The following is an 18,673-nucleotide window of genomic DNA, read 5'->3' as shown; positions in this document are numbered from 1 at the left end:
TGTTTGTTTTTAACATTCTGTTCTACTGTTGTGCCACCGGTGGCATATTAGGATGAAATAGAAGTGTAAGCAACACTTCTTTATAAAAAATCACACTTTTTTGATGGAATCGCGAATAATTAGGTGGGGCTTAACTAAATAGGTTTCGGATTCACTGACTTCATTGCCTTCGATATGAGCAATGATTTTACGTGCTGCGATAGCTGCCATATCGCCAACAGGACGTTGAACAGTGGTAAGGGCAGGGATCACGCGAGCGGCGAGCAAGTTGTCGTCGAACCCTGCGACGGAAAGCTCGTCTGGCACGGTAATGCCCATTTCGTGGGCCACTTTTAACACACCTGCCGCCATTTCATCGTTGTTCGCAAAAATAGCTTTAACTCGTGGCGACTGAATAAGTAATTGACGTGCGCATTCTATACCGCTTTCGAAGCTGTTTTTACCTTCAATCACTCTGTTTTTAGGAACATCGACTCCCAAACCGTTAAGCGTTTCAACAAAACCTTCCAAACGCTCTTTTGAGGAATAGTACTGTTGTGGACCACTTATAATACCGATGTCTTTATGGCCCAGTGATACCATATAACGGGCTAAGTCGCTGAGCGCAGCTCTGTCGTCACTCACTACGATATTTTGGTGGTCATCTAAATCTATTGACGCCATTCGCACATAGTTAATGCTTTTTTGCTGCAGTGCGTCTGCTAAAAGCTTAGACTCGGATACCGGTGGCAGTATGATAACACCATCAATGTTTGAACGACGTACAAAATTGACGCAGTCTTCTACGAAGCCTTCTGCATTATAGCGGCAAGGGTGGACGACTAATTCGTAGCCCTTTTGAGAACATATGCTTAGCACGCCTCTTTGAACTTGGTCGATATACAAGGCATCTGGGTTGTCATAAATCAAGCCTATCAAATAAGAGCGGCTAGTACTTAAACCACGCGCTTGCTTGTCGGGGGCAAAGCCCGTTTCTTGAATGACAGCTTCAATGCGCTCACGTGTTGCTTTACCAACATTGGTCGCGCCGTTAATAACACGCGACACGGTACGCTTTGATACCCCTGCCAAGGCTGCAACATCATTGATAGTCGGGCGCTTGTTCATAATTCTCTGTTTTTCCGCGCTATTATGTCATTGTTTGTGATACTACCACACAAACTAGGGCAGTATGCTGTTGTTACTCAAAAGTAAAAGCTTGTGTGGTCAAACTACGACTGACCACACCTTTCAGTCTCCATAATTCTACCTTATTAAAATCCAAGTGCACGTGGTAGCGCTTCACTGAACCAAGCAACATATGTGACTAACATGAGAACCACGAACATAGCCACATACAAAGGAATGAGCGGTCGAATGATGTTCTCAAGTTTGGTTTTAGCAATAGCACAGGTAATAAAAAGTACCGCACCTACGGGGGGGGAGCATAATCCAATAGATAGGTTGAGTACTAGCATGATGCCAAACTGCAACTCGCTCATACCAAGCTCTAGCGCCACTGGTAAAAATATGGGCGTAAAAATAAGTACGGCAGGTGTCATATCCAAGAATGCACCAACCACAATGAGTAACAAGTTGATAAGAAGAAGGATGAGTAATGGGTTATCGCTTATCGATAACAGTGCATTACTTAAAGTTTGCGGGATATTTTCAAACGATAAAAGCCATGACATCGCGGTTGAAGCCGCGATAAGCAGCATTACAATTGCTGTTGTTTCTGCCGCTTTCAAGAATATGTCGGGTAAGGTTTTCACTTCTACTTCTTTATAAAACACCACGGCTAATAGCAAAGAGTAAACCACCGCAATGGCTCCCGCTTCAGTCGCGGTAAAAATCCCGCCGACAATACCGCCAATCACTAAAAATATAAGAAATAGAGAGGGAAGTGCGGCAACAGTTTTTTCGACAACCACTTTTAAAGGAAGTCGTGGCGACAGCGGGTATCCCTTCATTTTTGCGTAGACAAAGCACACCAGCATTAGCGATAGACCCACCATGATGCCTGGAATATAGCCAGCCATAAAAAGGGCTGCGATGGATACGCCTCCACTGGCGATAGCGTATACAATTAGGATATTGCTTGGCGGAATTAACATACCTGTAGTTGATGCAGCGGCAGTGACTGCGGCACTAAAATTCGGTTCGTAGCCCGCTTTTTTCATTTCAGGTAACATGAAGCTGCCAATAGCTGATGTGGTCGCTACAGCAGACCCTGAGATTGCACCAAACAGCATGCAGGAAACCACGTTAACCAAAGCTAAACCACCGGGAAGGGCACCAATAAGCGCCATTGCGCACTCAATTAACCGCTTGGCTATTCCGCCGCGTCCCATGATAAGTCCAGATAAAACAAAAAACGGGATAGCCAATAGTGCAAAGCTATTCAGGCCACCAGCCATACGCTGCGCAATGGTGATAGTAGCAGGAGCAATATCCATACTCATTAGCATAGCAAGTAACGTGGCGACTCCAATACTGATTGAAATTGGCACATTTAAAAGAAGGAGTACGAAAAAAGCGACGACTAAGATAATACCTGTCAGTTCCATTACGCTGATTCCTTATTGTTTCGCCAAAGCGTTGTAATGTTTACCAGTGCGTAGGCAATTATCAGACCACCAGACAGGGGAAGCACGCTATAAATAAGGCCCATTTTAATGCCAAGTGCCGCCGAGATTTGTTCCAATTCTAAGGTGAGAGATACAAGCTCGGAGCCGCCGTATACCATCACTAAAACACAAAAAATAATGACGATAATTTCGACGCAGGTGAGCAAAAGGCATTTCACTTTACGTGACTGACGCTCAACAATCAGGTTGAAGCCTAAATGTGCGTTTTGACGATACGCATAAGCCGCACCTAAAATACCAATCCAAATAAGTATGAACCTAGACAATTCTTCGGTGATTGAAGCGGGGTCTTTAAGTACGTAACGTGAGACCACTTGCCAAATCACGGTAAGTAAAATACTTACCATGGCAACTATAAGTGTGCCGGCTAAGGCTTTATCTATAAGGCGTATAATTGTCATTGTTACATCGCCTTTATTTGCGTGATTAAATCGCCAATAGGCGTGCCTTCAAAGCTTTTGTGAAAAGGCTTAACCGCTTCAACGAAAGGCCCTTTGTCAGGCGTAATAACTGTGACGCCTTCGGCTTTTACCTTTTCTAAAGATGCTTGGGTAGATGTTTTCCAAAGCTCGCGTTGGTATTCAACCGAGTCTTCCATAGCCTTGGTTAACCACGTTTGTTGCTGTTCATTCAAACCTTCCCACACCGGTAGGGATGCCAACATGACATCTGGCACGCTCGTATGCTCATCAAGACTGTAATACCGCGCAATTTCATAATGACGAGAGAGGTAGTAGCTAGGTGGGTTATTCTCAGCACCATCCACAACTCCTTGCTGAAGCGCAGTGTACAGCTCTCCCCAGGAAACGGGCGTCGCTGCTCCACCCAGTGCGCGAACCGTAGCTACCGCAGTGGGACTATTTAGCACGCGAATTTTTAGCCCGTTCAGATCGCTTGGTGTCTCTATAGGTTTGTCGTTGGTATAAAAGCTACGGCTTCCCGCATCGTAATAGCCGAGACCTTTTAGTCGAAAATCTTCAATACCAGATAGCAATTGGTCGCCCAAGTCACTGTTTAATACTCGCCAAAAATGATCATTATCGCGAAAAATGTAAGGAACACTGAATATCTTCATTTCAGGAGCAAACCCTTCTAGGGGGCTTGCCGACACCTTCGTCATAGCGAGTGAGCCAATCTGCAACAGTTCTACCATTTCTCGCTCGGTTCCCAGCTGACTGCTCGGATAAATAACCACACTCATTGTACCGTCAGAATAGTAATCGAGTCGCTCTCCAAGGTATTCCATTGCCTTATGCACAGAGTGTTGCGTGTCCAACGTATGCCCCAAACGCAATACGGTTACCTCGCCTTGCAATTCATTTTGCGAACACGCCCCTGTTAGCAATAGCGCAGTAGCAGACAGTGTGAGTTTTATATACCGCAACATAATTATTACACCTAATTTAGAGCAGGGCTGCTTAACGCAACTGTGAAGGCGGAAACTTATCCATATCATCGTAATCCAGGTTTTCACCTGCCATTCCCCAGATAAACGCATAGCTTCCTGTACCCACACCACAGTGAATTGACCAAGGTGGCGATACCACAGCTTCTTCATTCGCAATGAAAATGTGGCGGGTCTCCTGTGGTTCACCCATGAAGTGACATACTCTGCTTTCGCTGTCCATATCGAAGTAAAAGTACACTTCATTGCGTCTGTCATGTTGATGGGCTGGCATAGTGTTCCAGACAGAACCGGTATGCAGTCGCGTCAGTCCCATCTGAAGCTGACAGGTATCAACAACAGTATTGATAAGCAATTGTTTAATATCGCGCTGATTTGACGTTTCTTGGCTACCTAAATGGAGAACATTTGCGTCTGCACTACCTATTTTTTTGCATGGATAGGCGTGATGAGCCGGCGCTGAATTCAAATAGTATTTGGCGGGATTAGAGGCGTTGTCTGACTCAAATATCACTTCTTCATTGCCTTGGCCGATATATAGGGCTTCTTCGTTATCTAAATGGTAAGTCGTGCCTGAAACGGTAATGGTGCCCGGACCGCCGATGTTTATTACACCTACTTCGCGACGAGCGGTAAAGAAGGGCATTTTTAACTGATCTTCAATGGTTTCTAGCGTCAATGGACTCGTTGTAGGCACGGCGCTTCCAAGCATAAAGCGTTCGTAATGGGTGTATATCCATACGACTTTGCCCTCTGTCATTAGGGTGTCGACCAAAAAAGCGTCGCGCAGTTCTTGCGTATTGTAAGCGTTGGCCTCTTTACGGCCGATGGCGTATCGTGTGTCTATTTTTTCGTTCATGACTTTTTCCCATTCATCATTGTTTTGCTGCTCAAGGCTATTTGTTTGCTCAGGGCTGTTTTATCGCTCGGGGCTATTTGTTTGCTCAAGGCTGTTTTATCGCTCAGGGCTGTGACCCTTGTTAGTCACTAGCGTGCTAAAAAGCCGCCGTCGACCGCAAGGATATGGCCGTTAACATAATTACTTGCTGCGCTCGCAAGAAATACTGCTGCCCCTGCTAAATCGTCGCTTTCTCCCCAGCGGTTAGCTGGAATGCGTGCACAAATTTCAGCACTGCGTTTTTCATTATCTTGCAGCGCTTGGGTGTTATCGGTTTTGATATAACCTGGGGCAATAGCGTTTACCTGGACATTGTGCTGTCCCCATTCATTCGCCAGCGCTTTTGTTAATCCGGCAATGGCATGTTTGCTCGCAGTGTAGGCAGGAACAGTAATACCGCCCGTGTAACTCAACATTGAGGCAATGTTGATGATCTTGCCTTGCTCGCGCTCTACCATCTTCTTACCAATAGCTTGGCTAAGTAGGAAAGCTGAATCGATGTTGACCGCAAGTACGTTTCTCCATTCGTCAAAAGGATAGTCGGTGGCGGGCGCTCTGAAGATAGTGCCACCGTTATTGAGCAGGATGTCGATATGACCTTTAACGCTCAACGCATCTTCGGCAAGTTTAAGCACAGTGTTGGCGTCGGCTAGGTCACCATCTAGTGCCATTGCTTGCCCGCCTTCACGTTGAATTTTATGCAGTGTTTCGTCACAGCCACCAGCTCGAGAGCTAGCGCAGATGACGAATGCGCCAGAAGTGGCGAGTGCTAAGGCAAGCGCTTGACCTATACCTCTGCTCGCGCCTGTCACTAATGCTGTCTTACCTTCTAGGCTGAAATTGACCATGTAATTCACCTCTACCATCTGCGTTATCAAATGCCTGACTTTCATCGACATACTAATTTGAAATATCTCGTTAACAAAATTTAAAATAATTGCCACCGGTGGCATTTGTCAATATATTGTTTACAAATATCGTAAATTAGTTCAGCGCGTTAACAACCAATGGAGAGCATAAAAGTGATTAAATTTAGTAAGATAGGTCTAATTTTGGTGCCATTATTGGCAAGTTGCTCACAAGGGGATATAAATTCGGCTTTGTCTGTTAAGGTGAAAAATTCGGCAGACGGTGGTAGCGGCGATCAAATTTTTGAAGTATCTCTGCCCCCGCAATATTCGGGGTGGAAGTTAAAGCAATATCCGTCAGAATGGATTGAGAATAGCGAAGGGCAAGCGGTGTTACTAGGTGCAGCATCTATTGCGCCAGGAAGTAGTGTGTCATTGGAACTTATGCCACCTGAGCAAGCTACGAATGTTAACCTCCAAGACCGGGCGCACGCTGAACTTTCCGTAAGAACAGGAGGAGAGTGGCAAGACGCAGTATATAGCGCTCAGGGTTTTTCTTTTGAAGAAGTTACCTCATTCACATCGCCTCCGCAATTGACCGATCATTCTTACTTTTTACGTTACGAAGGACCAGGCTGGGAGTCTGATCAAATGGGCTATCGCCTTTATCTAGATTGGCGCAACGCAATAGATGTCTTCGTGAAAACTGATGACAGTGTAGTGTTACCCGAAGTTGGGCAAGACGGCTATGATAGCTATCACACTTTATCTTCGTGGGGCGGAGACGCGCTTAAAGTTGGCAAATCGTTGGGAGTGGGTGCACTAGGTCGATTATTAGAACAAGAAACCCAAGACTCCTCAACGCAGACAGTCATGCATTTTCAGCATGTAGAGACTACGCAATACCAATTGGTATCGAATTCTCAGTTGCGGGCTGAGTTCGAGGTTAGCTACAAAGGGTGGACATCGTCTTATGCGAAAGAGGACAGCATCGACGTTACCACGCACTATCGAATTGATGCGTTCGACCCAACGACCCATATCAGTGTTTCTGTATCAGAGCCTTCGGATAATATTGTCGCAGGTTTAGTGGCACATGATGGAATGCAGGTGATTAAAGCCGAGCACGGCGATTGGGGCGTGATAGCTACTTGGGGAGCTCAAAGTATCTTGGCAGATAATGACGACTTAGGATTGGCCCTTGTTTACCGGCTAGATCAGGCCGAAAAGGTACTTGAGGGTGAACATGACCACCTTGTGTTGTTTAAACCTTCAACCGCTTTTGACTATAAAATTCTTGCGGTTTGGCCCAAGCGAAGCACCGATATACAAACTGCCAAGCAATTCGAAGATTATTTGGTTAATAAATTAAAAATGTATAGTCATCCGCTTACCATTTTAAATTAAGCGGCATTGCTCAATTTGGCGAGTAGAATATTGTTTTATGCTGTGGCCTGATGATCTTTGATGCAGGGCAAAGATCAACAGGCTCTAGGTCCGTTTAATCGTTATGGTGTATTTTTGTGTTTTTGCCTTCTTCGTACATTTCTTTTTAATATCTTCCGTAACGTTCTTTAACTATCTCGACATTGATTTTTCAAGTATTGAGTCGAGTTAAACCTCTTAGATAGCCCCATGAAACAAATAATTCATAAACTGACTAAGTGGACCACTCTTTCTTAATTGAACATTCAATAACCCTAAGCACTGCGCCGCCTTCGTGTACGTTTACTCTCCTTTCCCTCTTACTTTCAGGTTGTTGTGTCAAAAATCTTTCATGTTGGAGTCAATAACTTGTCACCCAAGTGTAATAAATCTTATCCACACTCTTTGTCCGCTAAGACCATTTAACGAGGTAAGCCATCTGCTCTCCTCATCTCTAATTATAAAACAAGTATAAGCAAGGAACCGTAATGAAAAGCGAAACTCTTCGTGGAATTAAGTATTCAGCGATTGCACTAGCAGTAACACTTGGCATGTCTGCCTGCTCACTAGAGGGTGATGATGGTGAAGACGGCGTTCAGGGTCCAGTGGGTGAACAAGGCCCAACAGGCGAACAGGGACCTGTGGGTGAGCAGGGCCCAGAAGGTACTACAGCAGGCACGCTTACTCGTATTGCGACTGTTCCTCTTGGCGCAGAAGTAACGGGTATTTTCCTCACTGATGAAGGCGACCTGTTTTTCAACGTACAGCATCCATCTGGTACGAATGCAGCAACGACAAGTGTTAACGACATGCCTATCAATACAGGTACTGTGGGTGTGCTAGCAGGCGCTAACTTCAATAATCTGCCGGTTACGCTACCAAATTCTCCAGTACCAAGCTCTGACGAAGAAAAAGAGCTAGTGGTGTCTGCTATCGGTCAATACCAAGTACTAGGTCAAACCGGTGATACTTTCGGTACTGATCTTCCTGAAGGTTTGGGCCACATCTACACACTCGATGGCGAAGAGTTAGTTCTTGAAAACGATATGCCTGACTTTAACGGCTTTATTTCAACTGCCGAAGGCGAAGGGTATCTTTTCTCTAACTGGGAAGAACTACCTGGCGGTATGAGCCGCATGAAAGTAGAAAAAGACGAATTTGGCATGTGGGAAGTAACAGAAGCCATGATGCTCGACTTCTCACCAGTGTGGGGCACGGCAGCAAACTGTTTCGGCTCAATGTCACCTTGGGGTACGCCGCTTACCTCTGAAGAGTGGGTGGTTGATTCTGCAGTAGACACCACAACGTCACCTAACTGGAATAACCCAGAAGCAGTATCTACAGATTCACGCTTGGGTCGCATGTGGCAAATGACGGCACCTGATGCGCCAAACCCTTATAACTATGGTTATATTGCAGAAGTAACAGAGCCGTTGGCTGATGAGCCAGTGATTGTTAAGCACTTCACGATGGGCCGTTATGAGCATGAAAATTCAACAGTAATGCCTGATGGAAAAACGGTTTATCTTTCTCAAGATGACACCGGCGGCGTGCTATTTAAGTTTGTTGCAGACACGGCAGAAGACTTATCTGCAGGTACGCTTTACGGCGCTAAACTAACTCAAGATGCAGGGCAAAATGACCCAGCAACAACAGGGTTTGCTGTTGAGTGGGTTGAGCTAGCCAGTGGCGATAATATGACTATTCGCGCATGGATTGACGAGTACAACGGTATTGGTACTGACGATTACGTAGATGGTCAAAGCTCTTACATCACAATGGCAGACGTTCAAGCGTGGGCAGATGGTGATGCAACTTACCCAACGGTTGAAGAGGGCGGTTCAAGCGTTACAGCCGGTGAGCCAATGGATGACCGCGTTGCATTCCTAGAAAGTCGTGCGGCTGCCCGTCTTAAAGGCGCAACGGCAGAGTGGAGAAAGCTAGAAGGTATCTCTATTAACCAAAAACGCGCGCAAGAAGCCGTAGAAGGCGTTGATACCATTGAAGGTGAAGTTGTCGAAAATGCATACCTTTACATTGGCATTGCAGATATCGACAACACAATGATTGATGATGAAGGCGATATGCAGCTTTCTGCCCGCGTTAAAGATTGTGGTGGTGTTTATCGCGCCAAGCTGGAAGAAGGCTACAACATTTCTCGCATCGAACCTGTAGTGATGGGCGGTACGTATCGTTCAAGCTTAACCGGCGCAGAGCGTTGTGACGTTGAGCAGCTTTCTCAACCAGATAACGTTGTAGTTATGAACGACGGCCGTATTCTTATCGGTGAAGACGGTTTCCAAGAGAACAACACGCTGTGGATGTATGAACCAGCAGATAAGTAAGTTTTCTCTTTAATTTAAAATACGCCGGGTGTTTACACACCCGGCTTTTTCCGTTGTGACCATTATGAAAATACTAAAAATAACTTCAGGTGTAGGCATTCTGCTTTCACTATTTATCAGTGCAGGGTGCACTGAAAGCACAAATGCTGATTTAAACAATCAATCAAATACCGGCATAAGCACAAGTACTCACTCTGTGAATGGGAAAGGGCCTTCATCAGAGCTGACAAACGTCGACAATGTGCACTCTTACCCTTATCAAGAAGGGGACGATATTCCTGCTCTGGCATACATTGAACACAATGAAGTATATAACCCAGAATCGGTGATCCCTCCCCAGTGCTATACCAAAACAGAAGGCGTAAATAACCCTTGTTACGCATGTCACCAAAGTTACGATTCGATAGAAAAGCGCCCTAACCAAATGGGTGATGGTACATTGCAAGGTAACTATGAATTTTCCGATGTGGGGCTAACAAACAGCTGGAAGAATCTGTTTATTGACCGTACATCGCTTATAGCGGGTATTGACGATGCCACAATTAAAAAATACGTAGAACAAGACAACTACACCGCTTCGCTTAGAAAAGACGCCATGCCAGAGTACATGCGTATTGAAAACTTGAGCGCCGCTGACAAAGCCTTTGATGACGACGGTTTTGCTAAAGATGGCAGCGGATGGGTGTCATATAACTACAAACCTTTCCCAAGTACTTTCTGGCCGACCAACGGGTCAACCGGTGATGCCATGATCAGGCTTCCTGAAAGCTTTCAAACACTGAATGGTGAATACAATCAGGCCGTTTATACATTGAACTTAAGCCTAGTTGAAATGGCGGTCAAAGAGCTAGACACATTAACAGTAGCACCAGTCGATGAATTAGCGCTGAACCTTGATGTGAACAACGACGGTAAACTTACAAAATTAGCGACTGAAATGGCGCGTTCGTCGCATTATGTTGGCGATGCGAGTGCAGTTCCGCTTGCCCATATGCTTTACCCCGAAGGTACCGAATTCTTGCACACTGTGCGTTACATTGGCGTGGATGAAAACGGAAATATTTACAATGCGCCGCGGATGAAAGAAGTGCGCTACATGAAAAAGCATATGTTCAGAAGCCGCGAAAGCTTAGCTTCTGCCTATTATGCCGAGGCAAAAGATAAGCATTTTGAGAAGTTGCCCCAAACCCGCTATTTGGGTGAAAAAGGAATAGACAACGGCTTTGGCTGGACAATTAACGGCTTCATCGAAGATGAGCAGGGCGAGCTTCGCGCACAGCACGACCAAGAGCTAGCGTTTTGTAACGGCTGTCATAAAACGGTAGGGTCAACGTTTGACCAAACATTTTCATTTGCCCGTAAAGTGCCTGGCGATGCAGGGTGGGGGTATATTGATTTGCGTGCCATCGAAGATGTACCAAATATCAACGAGGAAAAAGGCGAATTCGTCACCTACATGGAGCGTGTAGGTGGTGGCGATGAGTTTCGTCAAAACGGAGAAATGCTGGCCAAATGGTTTGATGAAAAAGGCATGGTCAAGGTGGAAGAAGTGCAACGTGCCAAGTCAGTGTATGACATCATTACTCCTTCACCAGAGCGCGCTTATGCGCTAAATAAAGCTTACTTGACCATAGTGAAAGAACAAAGTTATCTGTTTGGTCGCGATGCGACACTGACTGAAGCGACTAACGTGTTAAGCACTATTGATGTTGAACAGCCACCACTTAAACCTGAACATAGGTTTAAGTGGGATATGCGACTTAACTGGCAACAAGAAAAGCCAAGCGCCATAGCAGAAGCGCGTCAACACTAACCATTAGTAAATGCTTACAGGCGTAAAGTTTGATATCGACCAGTTGCTGCGCTCGCGAGCTCTGTATTGTTCGCGAGCATCTAATTCGAGTGCTTTGCTGCTAATGAAAGTTATCAGAAGAAGTATCGCTTAAGCTGAAGTGCTTAGAAGGCCAGATTCTTTCTCTGGGGAATGAAAGGATGTGAACGCGATATTGTTATGAGCGTTCGTTACCATTCGCTTCTCGGCCGGAGCCCCTGATTTGTATTCACCTTCCTGCTGGGGGAGGTGCTTGACCTTAATGCCGTTTTGCTTGAAATCAGCATTAATAAAGCCTTGGTCTGCATACGCGTTCAATACATTGATACATGGGTAAAAGCCCCATTTCGAGTGAAAACGCTGAGCATTATGAACAAAGTCTAAAAGGTGATTCACTGGACATTGATAATTAGGGCGGTGTGGTGCAAAGGTTCGCGTGGGTAATTGCTCTAACGAGAACCCTAATACTCTACAGTTAGTGAAGAAATCTTCGTCGTTTAGTCCGAAACCCGCGTAGCCTTCATCGAAGCCGCCGGTTTTCTGAAAGTCTGCCTTACGAATAAAAAACACTGTAGAACAAATACTATCGTCACTAAACTTTCCATGATTAATTTCCTGATCTCTTGAAGGTATTTCGTTATTGTCATTTTCGGGTAACGTGTCGTCATTGCTTGCTAAATAACCGATTTCTTTCTCATCTTTTGAAATTTTTCGGTAGGGCTTACTACAGCGCTCGTTGGGCAGAAATACCACTGATGTGAACACTACGGTGTTGTCACGAAGTGCAAGCAAGCCATCCTTAAAAAGCGATGGGGCAATAACTGCATCTACGTTTAAATAAACTAAATTCGCGTGCTTGGCCGCTGACATACCCTTGTTGCGCGCTTTCGCTATCGGAAGCGCATCTTGATTTACAAATTTGTGAACAATGTCGAATTTCTCACTCTGTATAAGTGACAAATCAGAAGGAGGTGCCATCCAAACAATGACTAGTTCATCTGGCGTTGGAGAGCATTGCTCTAACTGAGTAATCAAATTAGTCAGCTTCTCAGTCCTGCTTTTAACAATAGTTACTGCACTTATTGGTGAACGCATACTCTTCCTCCCTTTCTAATTTGTTGAACTTGTAATAACGAGAACACGATACGTTTAACGTTATACTTTCGTATAAGCAAAGAGTATTCCTGTTTTTTTAAGTTGTTGTTTATAAAATATAACTTTTATTTCAGGAGTTTGTTTTTGAGAATTTCTAGCAATGGTTGGGCATCAAGGTAAGCAAGAGGTGCAAAGGGAGAGAAAAATTTACAAACGAATGTATTCAGGCAAATAGCGTTTTTTATTTTAATTATTTTGGTGGTAGGTATGTTCTGATTTTCAGATTAACATCATTCTTTGTTTCATAACTCTCTTTTACTGAGCATCTAGCGCGTAATAGCTTTGCCGCTCCTCCATATTTTGGTATGCTTGAGTTGTAGGATAAACATTACAATTCAATAGTTTAAATATTCCTACAAATTTTGCTTAACACGTTTTCTTTAGAGTGGGTGAAATATCATATTATTGGTTATTACGCACTCAGAGTGCAGGTAAATCTTCAGCCTTACTTATAACGTATTAATTTCTGAACTTCGTATTTTTTCTGGTGGACAAAGGCTGTGGAATCACAATCGTCTGTATTCATTCGACATTATGACAAGCAATCATTAAAGCTTGTTGATGTCATATCTGGTATCTCACCGAATGCTATGCGTAGAGTATTTGGTGGCTGGATATTTTTCGCTGCTGTTGTTGGCGTTATTGTAAGTGTAGCACCAGATTTGAGCGCTCAATTTATCGGTTTAACGCTTTTCGTTCTTGTTGCTTTTACACTCGTAATGTTTGGTCAGAGCAGAATAACGGAAGGCTGGCCAGCTATAATTTGTGACGATGAGTATATTGGTGTGGTACGCGACCCTGTAAAGCGAGAGTATATTTGTGTACGTTCTGCTTTAGTTAAAGACGCTAAACCTACATTAATAAAGCCCAATAAAAAAGCGGTTGAGATTGTGTTAGACAGCGAACAACTATCGGCAGAAGATCAAGAGGTGCTAAACCAAGCAGTTTGGCCTCGAGACAACAAGCTAATAGGGCTAGCACATTTTAAAAAGCGTGAAGAAGCGTGTGACAGCCTTATGTGGTGTGTCAAACACCGTAGTTAGCACTCTTTAGATTTACAGCCTTGAGATTAGTGTTAATCCGTGACTAGCGCTAGCTCGGTAAATAGCGGGTAGTGATCTGAGCCTATGCTTTCAAGCTTCTCTATATTGACCAATGCAAAGTGTTTCGAGTGAAATACGTGGTCTAATGGCCATTTCACTAAAGGATATTTCGCGTGAAATGTATTAAAAAAACCGCGCCCCTCTCGTGGGTCTAAAAGTCCGCTTATTTTCTTGAATTTTCTGGTAGTAGGTGACCAAGCCACATCGTTAAGATCGCCAGCGACGACAATAGGACCCTCTGTTTCAGCTATTTCTTCCCCCACAACCGTAAGTTCTACGTCTCTGGGCTTCGCATACGTGTTTTCTGTTGGGCTTGGTGGTTTTGGATGAAGAAAATATAGCGTGACATCTTGTCCGTGGTGATTGATTTTCACTTTCATAGACGGCACATCTTCTTCTATTAGAAATCGCAATGAGACCTCTTCAAAGGGAAGCTTACTATAAAGATGCATACCGTAGAGGTTTTCGAGTGGGCAAAATTTACGATATGGGTATTCAGACTCAATTTCACTGATGCCTTTCTGCCACTTCTCATTAGATTCCAACGTTACGAGAAAATCAGGTTGCTTATTACGTACATGTTCAATGAGCTTGCGAAAATCGTCATTGGGCATATACACATTGCTTGATAAAACACTTAGCTTTTGGCTCGCGTTCTCAACCTCGACGTGCCTAACTTCTCTTTTATACAGAGGGGTATAAGGAATGATCCAGATAATCTGATAAATAAGGCTTACTGTTAATCCAGCTACAATAATTATTGCTAGGCTATCAATCTTTGCGTAATAGCCTAACTCAAAAATATGCCCGGCAATTAACAGAGCAATTATCGCTGCTATTTGTAGTCGCGGAAATTCCCACACTCTTATTAACCAATGAGAAGAAGGAAGCAAAGGGGCCCAGCTTACGGCTATAAATAAGACTGAAACAGCAGTAAGTGCAGTATCCATGTCTGGTTGGTCCTTTAGTTTAATAAACGAAGAACGCTTCACCTACTAACTCGGCCTGCAAAATTAAATTGATGATTATAGCCAGTGAAGCGATACGAATCGTTATAGCTACGGCTGCTTTGTGAAAATAGTTTAACCTAGGCATCACTGCAACTAGGCAGCGGCCTACGGCGAAAAGTTATCTCCTAGTACAATCGATAGGAGCTTTTCTGACGTGAAGTTGACGAGTTTTGGGCATGAACAAAATTAAGTAAAAAGTTCTCAAACAAAGGCAAAGTTTGCAAAACAAAACTTACTTTATTAGTCCTAAATTTTAATATTTATCATTAAAAACAGTGTTTTATTTTGTTGGCAAGGAATTGGCATGACTATCTTCGAGTTTCGACAAAGGAGAAATGTTATGAAACGTTCACTTATTTCTATTATTGTTGCTACAACTTTGACCACAGCTGCATATGCAGGTGACATGGGCACTGACAGCACAGAAAATAAATGGGAAAAAGGCGCCAAAGATGCATGGATTGATGGCAAAGCAGAAGCAACGCTGTTGTTCAATGGTAACCTTGATTCATTCGACATTAACACTGACGTTAAAAACGGAAATGTTGTTCTTACTGGTAAAGTTGAGAACTCTGTTGATAAAAAGCTAGCGGAAGAGCTAGTGGCGAATATTGACGGTGTAACGTCTGTAGATAACAAGCTAACTGTTGTCTCTGACGAAGATATGGATGGCGATATGTCAGATGACATGGAAGACACGGTTGACGAAGGTACAAGCGAGTTGACTGACGCTAAAATCGCCACAGTAATCAAAACACGTCTTCTTATGGATACTGACATTTCAGGTTTTGACATTGATGTTGACGTAGAAAACGGTGTAGTAATGCTGACTGGTGAAGTTGATTCTGATGCAGAGCGTGACTTGGCAGTAGAAATTGCTAAAAATGCTTCTGATGTCAAAGATGTAGAGAGCAACTTGCGTGTAGTAACTGAAACCGCAATGAACTAAAGGTTCTTTTCATCATTTTCATAAAAAAAGGGGCGCTCGCCCCTTTTTCTTATCAAATATTAACCAAGCATATAATAGTCGAAGTCAATGCTTCTATTCTTCGTTAAGAGTACTACTTGGCCAATTTCAGATTGGAGCTCTTTGCGACATTCAGTGCAACAATCAAAAACAAATTAGAATTCATAGATAGTAATATCAGTTCCATTTTGCTTACTACAATGCGCTTTATGTTCACGTACTTGTTCTGATCCCAAATAAGCATATGCACCGCAGACGTCAAAACTACAATGTTCAAATCACGTTAAATTTCAACAATTTTCCATTCGTTTAAATCAAAAATTTCATCTGAAATTACTCCAATATTAGCAAGACCCGAAGCGAGAATTAATGTAAGAGACATTAAAACGGGCTTCATCCATGGGATAATTGAAACGTCAAATAACCACAAGGCAGTAGGCATTGTCTTTGTTTTAGACATTTAAACCTTTTGGCAGACAAACGCTTACCGATACACCTCATACTTAAGTCAATATTACTGGTAAGTCCTGTTAAGGGGGAAATATTGCATTTTGTAATGCCAATTTAACTATCTTACAAACCAATTGACAAAAGTAATGAAGTCTCTGAGTAGATTGCCTTCGAGAGGGAGGAGGATTTGTATTATTGCTGTTTTTATTACTGATTTCATTGTCTTCTAATACTTATGTCTATTTCCACGGCAATATTTAGCGCGAAAAATGAACTTTTTGGTAATACCAAATATGCGCTGAACACTTTATTCTTCATCCACTGGCGATTTTGAAGTCGTTTTTACAAATTTTTTTTGGATAGGCTGCTTTGATTGAACCCGAAGGAAAGACACGGAAAATTTCTCTTAAAGTGTGTAGAAAATTCTTTCAATACATTTTGCAGTAGTGGTCTTGTTTCATATCTTCCTGAAATACAAAGAAAAAAGTTGTGGTATAGAAGCTGCAATTACAAACTACACAGTAATTAAAATTAGCGCATTGTTTGGCTTACCTTAACTTTTTAGCGCTAAGTTTTTTAATTAGATTATGAGCAGTTCACAGTTGGTCAAGGAGTGAGGCATGAACATTTTAAAGTGGGTTTATTCAGCTATTGTTGTTTCAGTTGTCATAGCACTAATCGGCATGTTTGGGCAGGGTAAGCTTTCCATTAGCCAAGCAACGGCCGATGACGCTGAACGCTCTGTTCACGCCGATATTGTTAAAGTTGAAAAGACATTATCACTTGTTGAGTTTGATTTATCCAAAAAGGCGCATTTGCTTAGAAAAACACGCTTAGACTTTTATGTAAAGCAGGCAAAACAAGCTGACTTAAGAGGATGGAAGTTTAAACGAGACGAGTTTGTTGAACGCGCTGAAAACATCCTTAGTCACCACCTTAAGCAATATACGAACGATATAGCTCAAGAGACAGAGACCTACACTGCACAGGCAATCTAGCCTAAACAGTATTAACAAAAACGCCCCTTACATCATAAAGGTATAAGGGGCGTTTTTAGTTTCCAAATCTATTCAAATTTCAGGCAAAAAAAAGCGAAGCTCAAGCTTCGCTTTCAATATTCGTTTCAGGCTATTCAACTTCTACAATTTTCAAAGTGTTAGTTGCGCCTACTTTTTCCATTTCATCGCCATAGGTAAGGATGATGCTGTCACCGCTTTTCACTAAGCCTTTGTCTTTTAGCGAAGCAATAACATCGTACTTTAATTTGCCTGGTTCGCTGTTAGATGAGTCAAAGTAAACTGGCTTCACACCACGACACAATGCCATAGTGTTAAGCGTGGATTCGTGACGAGACATGGCAATTATTGGTAGTGACGTAGTAATACGAGACATCAATGTTGGCGTAGTACCACTTTCAGTTAAACCTACAATGGCTTTAACGCTTGGCAGGTGGTTCGCTGCATACACAGCTGAAAGTGCAATTGATTCGCTCGTTGATGAAAACTTCTGATCCATGCGGTGCTTAGAAATTTTAACGCTTGGATGAGTTTCTGCGCCTTCACAAACACGGGCCATTGCTGCAACCGTCTCGATAGGGAAGTTACCCGCAGCGGTTTCAGCTGAAAGCATAACCGCGTCAGTGCCATCTAATACGGCGTTTGCAACGTCCATTACTTCTGCACGTGTCGGCATTGGGCTATCAATCATCGACTCCATCATTTGAGTCGCTGTGATAACAACTTTGTTCAGTTGACGAGAGCGGGCAATTAACTTCTTCTGAACGCCAACAAGTTCTGCGTCGCCAATTTCTACACCCAAATCACCACGAGCTACCATTACAGCATCAGAGGCTACGATAATATCGTCCATAGCTTCGTCAGAAGCGACGGTTTCAGCACGTTCAACCTTTGCACAAATTTTCGCGTAGCAGCCTGCTGCTTCAGCAAGTTCTCGCGCGTAGTTTAAATCTGCGCCGCTTCGTGGGAATGACACTGCAAGGTAATCGACACCGATTTTTGCTGCAGTTTTAATGTCTTCTTTGTCTTTGTCAGTAAGTGCATCTGCTGAAAGGCCACCGCCTTGACGATTAATGCCTTTGTTGTTTGAAAGTTTACCACCAACGGTGACTTCAGTAACAACTTTGCGTCCTTCAACACCCGTTACACGAAGCTGAATGCGACCATCGTCAAGAAGAAGGATATCGCCAGCAGATACGTCGTCAGGAAGCGCTTTGTAATCAATGCCTACTTGGTTGATATCGCCTTCGTCACGACCTAACTCAGCGTCTAAGACGAACTTAGCACCGATATCTAGATGAACAGCACCCTCGGCGAAACGGGCAACACGAATTTTAGGACCTTGAAGATCGCCTAAGATAGCTACGTATTTACCTAAGTTCTTTGCAGCCTGACGCACGCGTTTGGCACGCTCGATATGATCTTCAGCCTGCCCGTGAGAAAAGTTCATACGCACTGTATTCGCGCCTGCCGCTATTAGCGCCTGGATTTTTTCGAGTGAGTCTGTTGCAGGTCCTAGGGTGGCAAGAATTTTCGTTCTTCTGGTCATGTGATTCCGTCGCTGTTTCTAAGTTAGAAAAGACAAAGAGT

The 18,673-nt window shown here is 43.6% G+C and carries 16 protein-coding genes; 6 read left to right on the top strand and 10 right to left on the bottom strand.

Annotated features, from left to right (window positions below):
• Positions 1-90: 90 nt before the first annotated feature.
• The 6 genes from ACXAFM_RS01500 to ACXAFM_RS01475 all read right to left on the bottom strand — a co-directional run bounded on the left by ACXAFM_RS01500 (position 91) and on the right by ACXAFM_RS01475 (position 5,781).
• The gene (locus tag ACXAFM_RS01500) at positions 91-1,107 is read right to left on the bottom strand and encodes a LacI family DNA-binding transcriptional regulator (RefSeq protein WP_474826280.1); all 1,017 of its coding nucleotides are present in this window, start codon (positions 1,105-1,107) and stop codon (positions 91-93) included.
• 146 nt (positions 1,108-1,253) lie between these two features.
• Complete coding sequence (locus tag ACXAFM_RS01495; protein ID WP_474826278.1) at positions 1,254-2,549, bottom strand: TRAP transporter large permease; 1,296 nt, start codon at positions 2,547-2,549, stop codon at positions 1,254-1,256.
• The gene (locus tag ACXAFM_RS01490; protein ID WP_474826276.1) at positions 2,549-3,031 is read right to left on the bottom strand and encodes a TRAP transporter small permease; all 483 of its coding nucleotides are present in this window, start codon (positions 3,029-3,031) and stop codon (positions 2,549-2,551) included. The genes ACXAFM_RS01495 and ACXAFM_RS01490 overlap by 1 nt, the downstream gene beginning before the upstream one ends.
• Before the next feature lie 2 nt (positions 3,032-3,033).
• Entirely contained in the window at positions 3,034-4,017 is a 984-nt protein-coding gene (locus ACXAFM_RS01485; RefSeq protein WP_474826274.1) for a TRAP transporter substrate-binding protein, read from the bottom strand.
• Between the two features lie 31 nt (positions 4,018-4,048).
• Complete coding sequence (kduI, locus tag ACXAFM_RS01480) at positions 4,049-4,894, bottom strand: 5-dehydro-4-deoxy-D-glucuronate isomerase (RefSeq protein WP_474826272.1); 846 nt, start codon at positions 4,892-4,894, stop codon at positions 4,049-4,051.
• A 128-nt stretch (positions 4,895-5,022) separates the two neighbouring features.
• On the bottom strand, positions 5,023-5,781 hold the full coding sequence (locus tag ACXAFM_RS01475) for an SDR family oxidoreductase (RefSeq protein ID WP_474826270.1): 759 nt from the start codon (positions 5,779-5,781) through the stop codon (positions 5,023-5,025).
• A 174-nt stretch (positions 5,782-5,955) separates the two neighbouring features.
• On the opposite strand from ACXAFM_RS01475, the gene ACXAFM_RS01470 reads away from it, so the two are divergent.
• The 3 genes from ACXAFM_RS01470 to ACXAFM_RS01460 all read left to right on the top strand — a co-directional run bounded on the left by ACXAFM_RS01470 (position 5,956) and on the right by ACXAFM_RS01460 (position 11,364).
• Positions 5,956-7,188, top strand: coding sequence for a DUF4861 family protein (locus ACXAFM_RS01470; protein ID WP_474826268.1), 1,233 nt, complete (start codon positions 5,956-5,958; stop codon positions 7,186-7,188).
• Positions 7,189-7,694: 506 nt separating this feature from the next.
• Entirely contained in the window at positions 7,695-9,551 is a 1,857-nt protein-coding gene (locus ACXAFM_RS01465; protein ID WP_474826266.1) for an alkaline phosphatase PhoX, read from the top strand.
• Positions 9,552-9,615: 64 nt separating this feature from the next.
• The gene (locus tag ACXAFM_RS01460) at positions 9,616-11,364 is read left to right on the top strand and encodes a hypothetical protein (protein ID WP_474826263.1); all 1,749 of its coding nucleotides are present in this window, start codon (positions 9,616-9,618) and stop codon (positions 11,362-11,364) included.
• A gap of 129 nt (positions 11,365-11,493) precedes the next feature.
• Here the strand turns inward: ACXAFM_RS01460 and ACXAFM_RS01455 are convergent, their stop codons facing one another.
• Positions 11,494-12,477 (bottom strand): glycosyltransferase family 2 protein, encoded by a 984-nt coding sequence (locus ACXAFM_RS01455; protein ID WP_474826261.1) that lies wholly within the window; start codon positions 12,475-12,477, stop codon positions 11,494-11,496.
• Between the two features lie 560 nt (positions 12,478-13,037).
• On the opposite strand from ACXAFM_RS01455, the gene ACXAFM_RS01450 reads away from it, so the two are divergent.
• The gene (locus tag ACXAFM_RS01450) at positions 13,038-13,580 is read left to right on the top strand and encodes a hypothetical protein (protein WP_474826259.1); all 543 of its coding nucleotides are present in this window, start codon (positions 13,038-13,040) and stop codon (positions 13,578-13,580) included.
• Positions 13,581-13,612: 32 nt separating this feature from the next.
• Here the strand turns inward: ACXAFM_RS01450 and ACXAFM_RS01445 are convergent, their stop codons facing one another.
• Complete coding sequence (locus ACXAFM_RS01445; protein ID WP_474826257.1) at positions 13,613-14,590, bottom strand: endonuclease/exonuclease/phosphatase family protein; 978 nt, start codon at positions 14,588-14,590, stop codon at positions 13,613-13,615.
• 400 nt (positions 14,591-14,990) lie between these two features.
• On the opposite strand from ACXAFM_RS01445, the gene ACXAFM_RS01440 reads away from it, so the two are divergent.
• Positions 14,991-15,599, top strand: coding sequence for a BON domain-containing protein (locus ACXAFM_RS01440; protein ID WP_474826255.1), 609 nt, complete (start codon positions 14,991-14,993; stop codon positions 15,597-15,599).
• 301 nt (positions 15,600-15,900) lie between these two features.
• Here ACXAFM_RS01440 and ACXAFM_RS01435 read toward each other — a convergent pair whose 3' ends face one another.
• On the bottom strand, positions 15,901-16,077 hold the full coding sequence (locus ACXAFM_RS01435; protein WP_474826253.1) for a hypothetical protein: 177 nt from the start codon (positions 16,075-16,077) through the stop codon (positions 15,901-15,903).
• Between the two features lie 610 nt (positions 16,078-16,687).
• On the opposite strand from ACXAFM_RS01435, the gene ACXAFM_RS01430 reads away from it, so the two are divergent.
• The gene (locus tag ACXAFM_RS01430) at positions 16,688-17,065 is read left to right on the top strand and encodes a hypothetical protein (protein WP_474826251.1); all 378 of its coding nucleotides are present in this window, start codon (positions 16,688-16,690) and stop codon (positions 17,063-17,065) included.
• Positions 17,066-17,195: 130 nt separating this feature from the next.
• On the opposite strand, the gene pyk is transcribed toward ACXAFM_RS01430, so the two are convergent.
• Entirely contained in the window at positions 17,196-18,632 is a 1,437-nt protein-coding gene (pyk, locus tag ACXAFM_RS01425; RefSeq protein WP_474826249.1) for a pyruvate kinase, read from the bottom strand.
• Positions 18,633-18,673: the final 41 nt, after the last annotated feature.

The sequence above is a fragment of the Alteromonas sp. ABD4_190 genome (assembly GCF_056160105.1).
The sequence above is the reverse complement of the archived record's forward strand: the minus strand, read 5'-3'. Positions and strand labels throughout refer to the sequence as shown.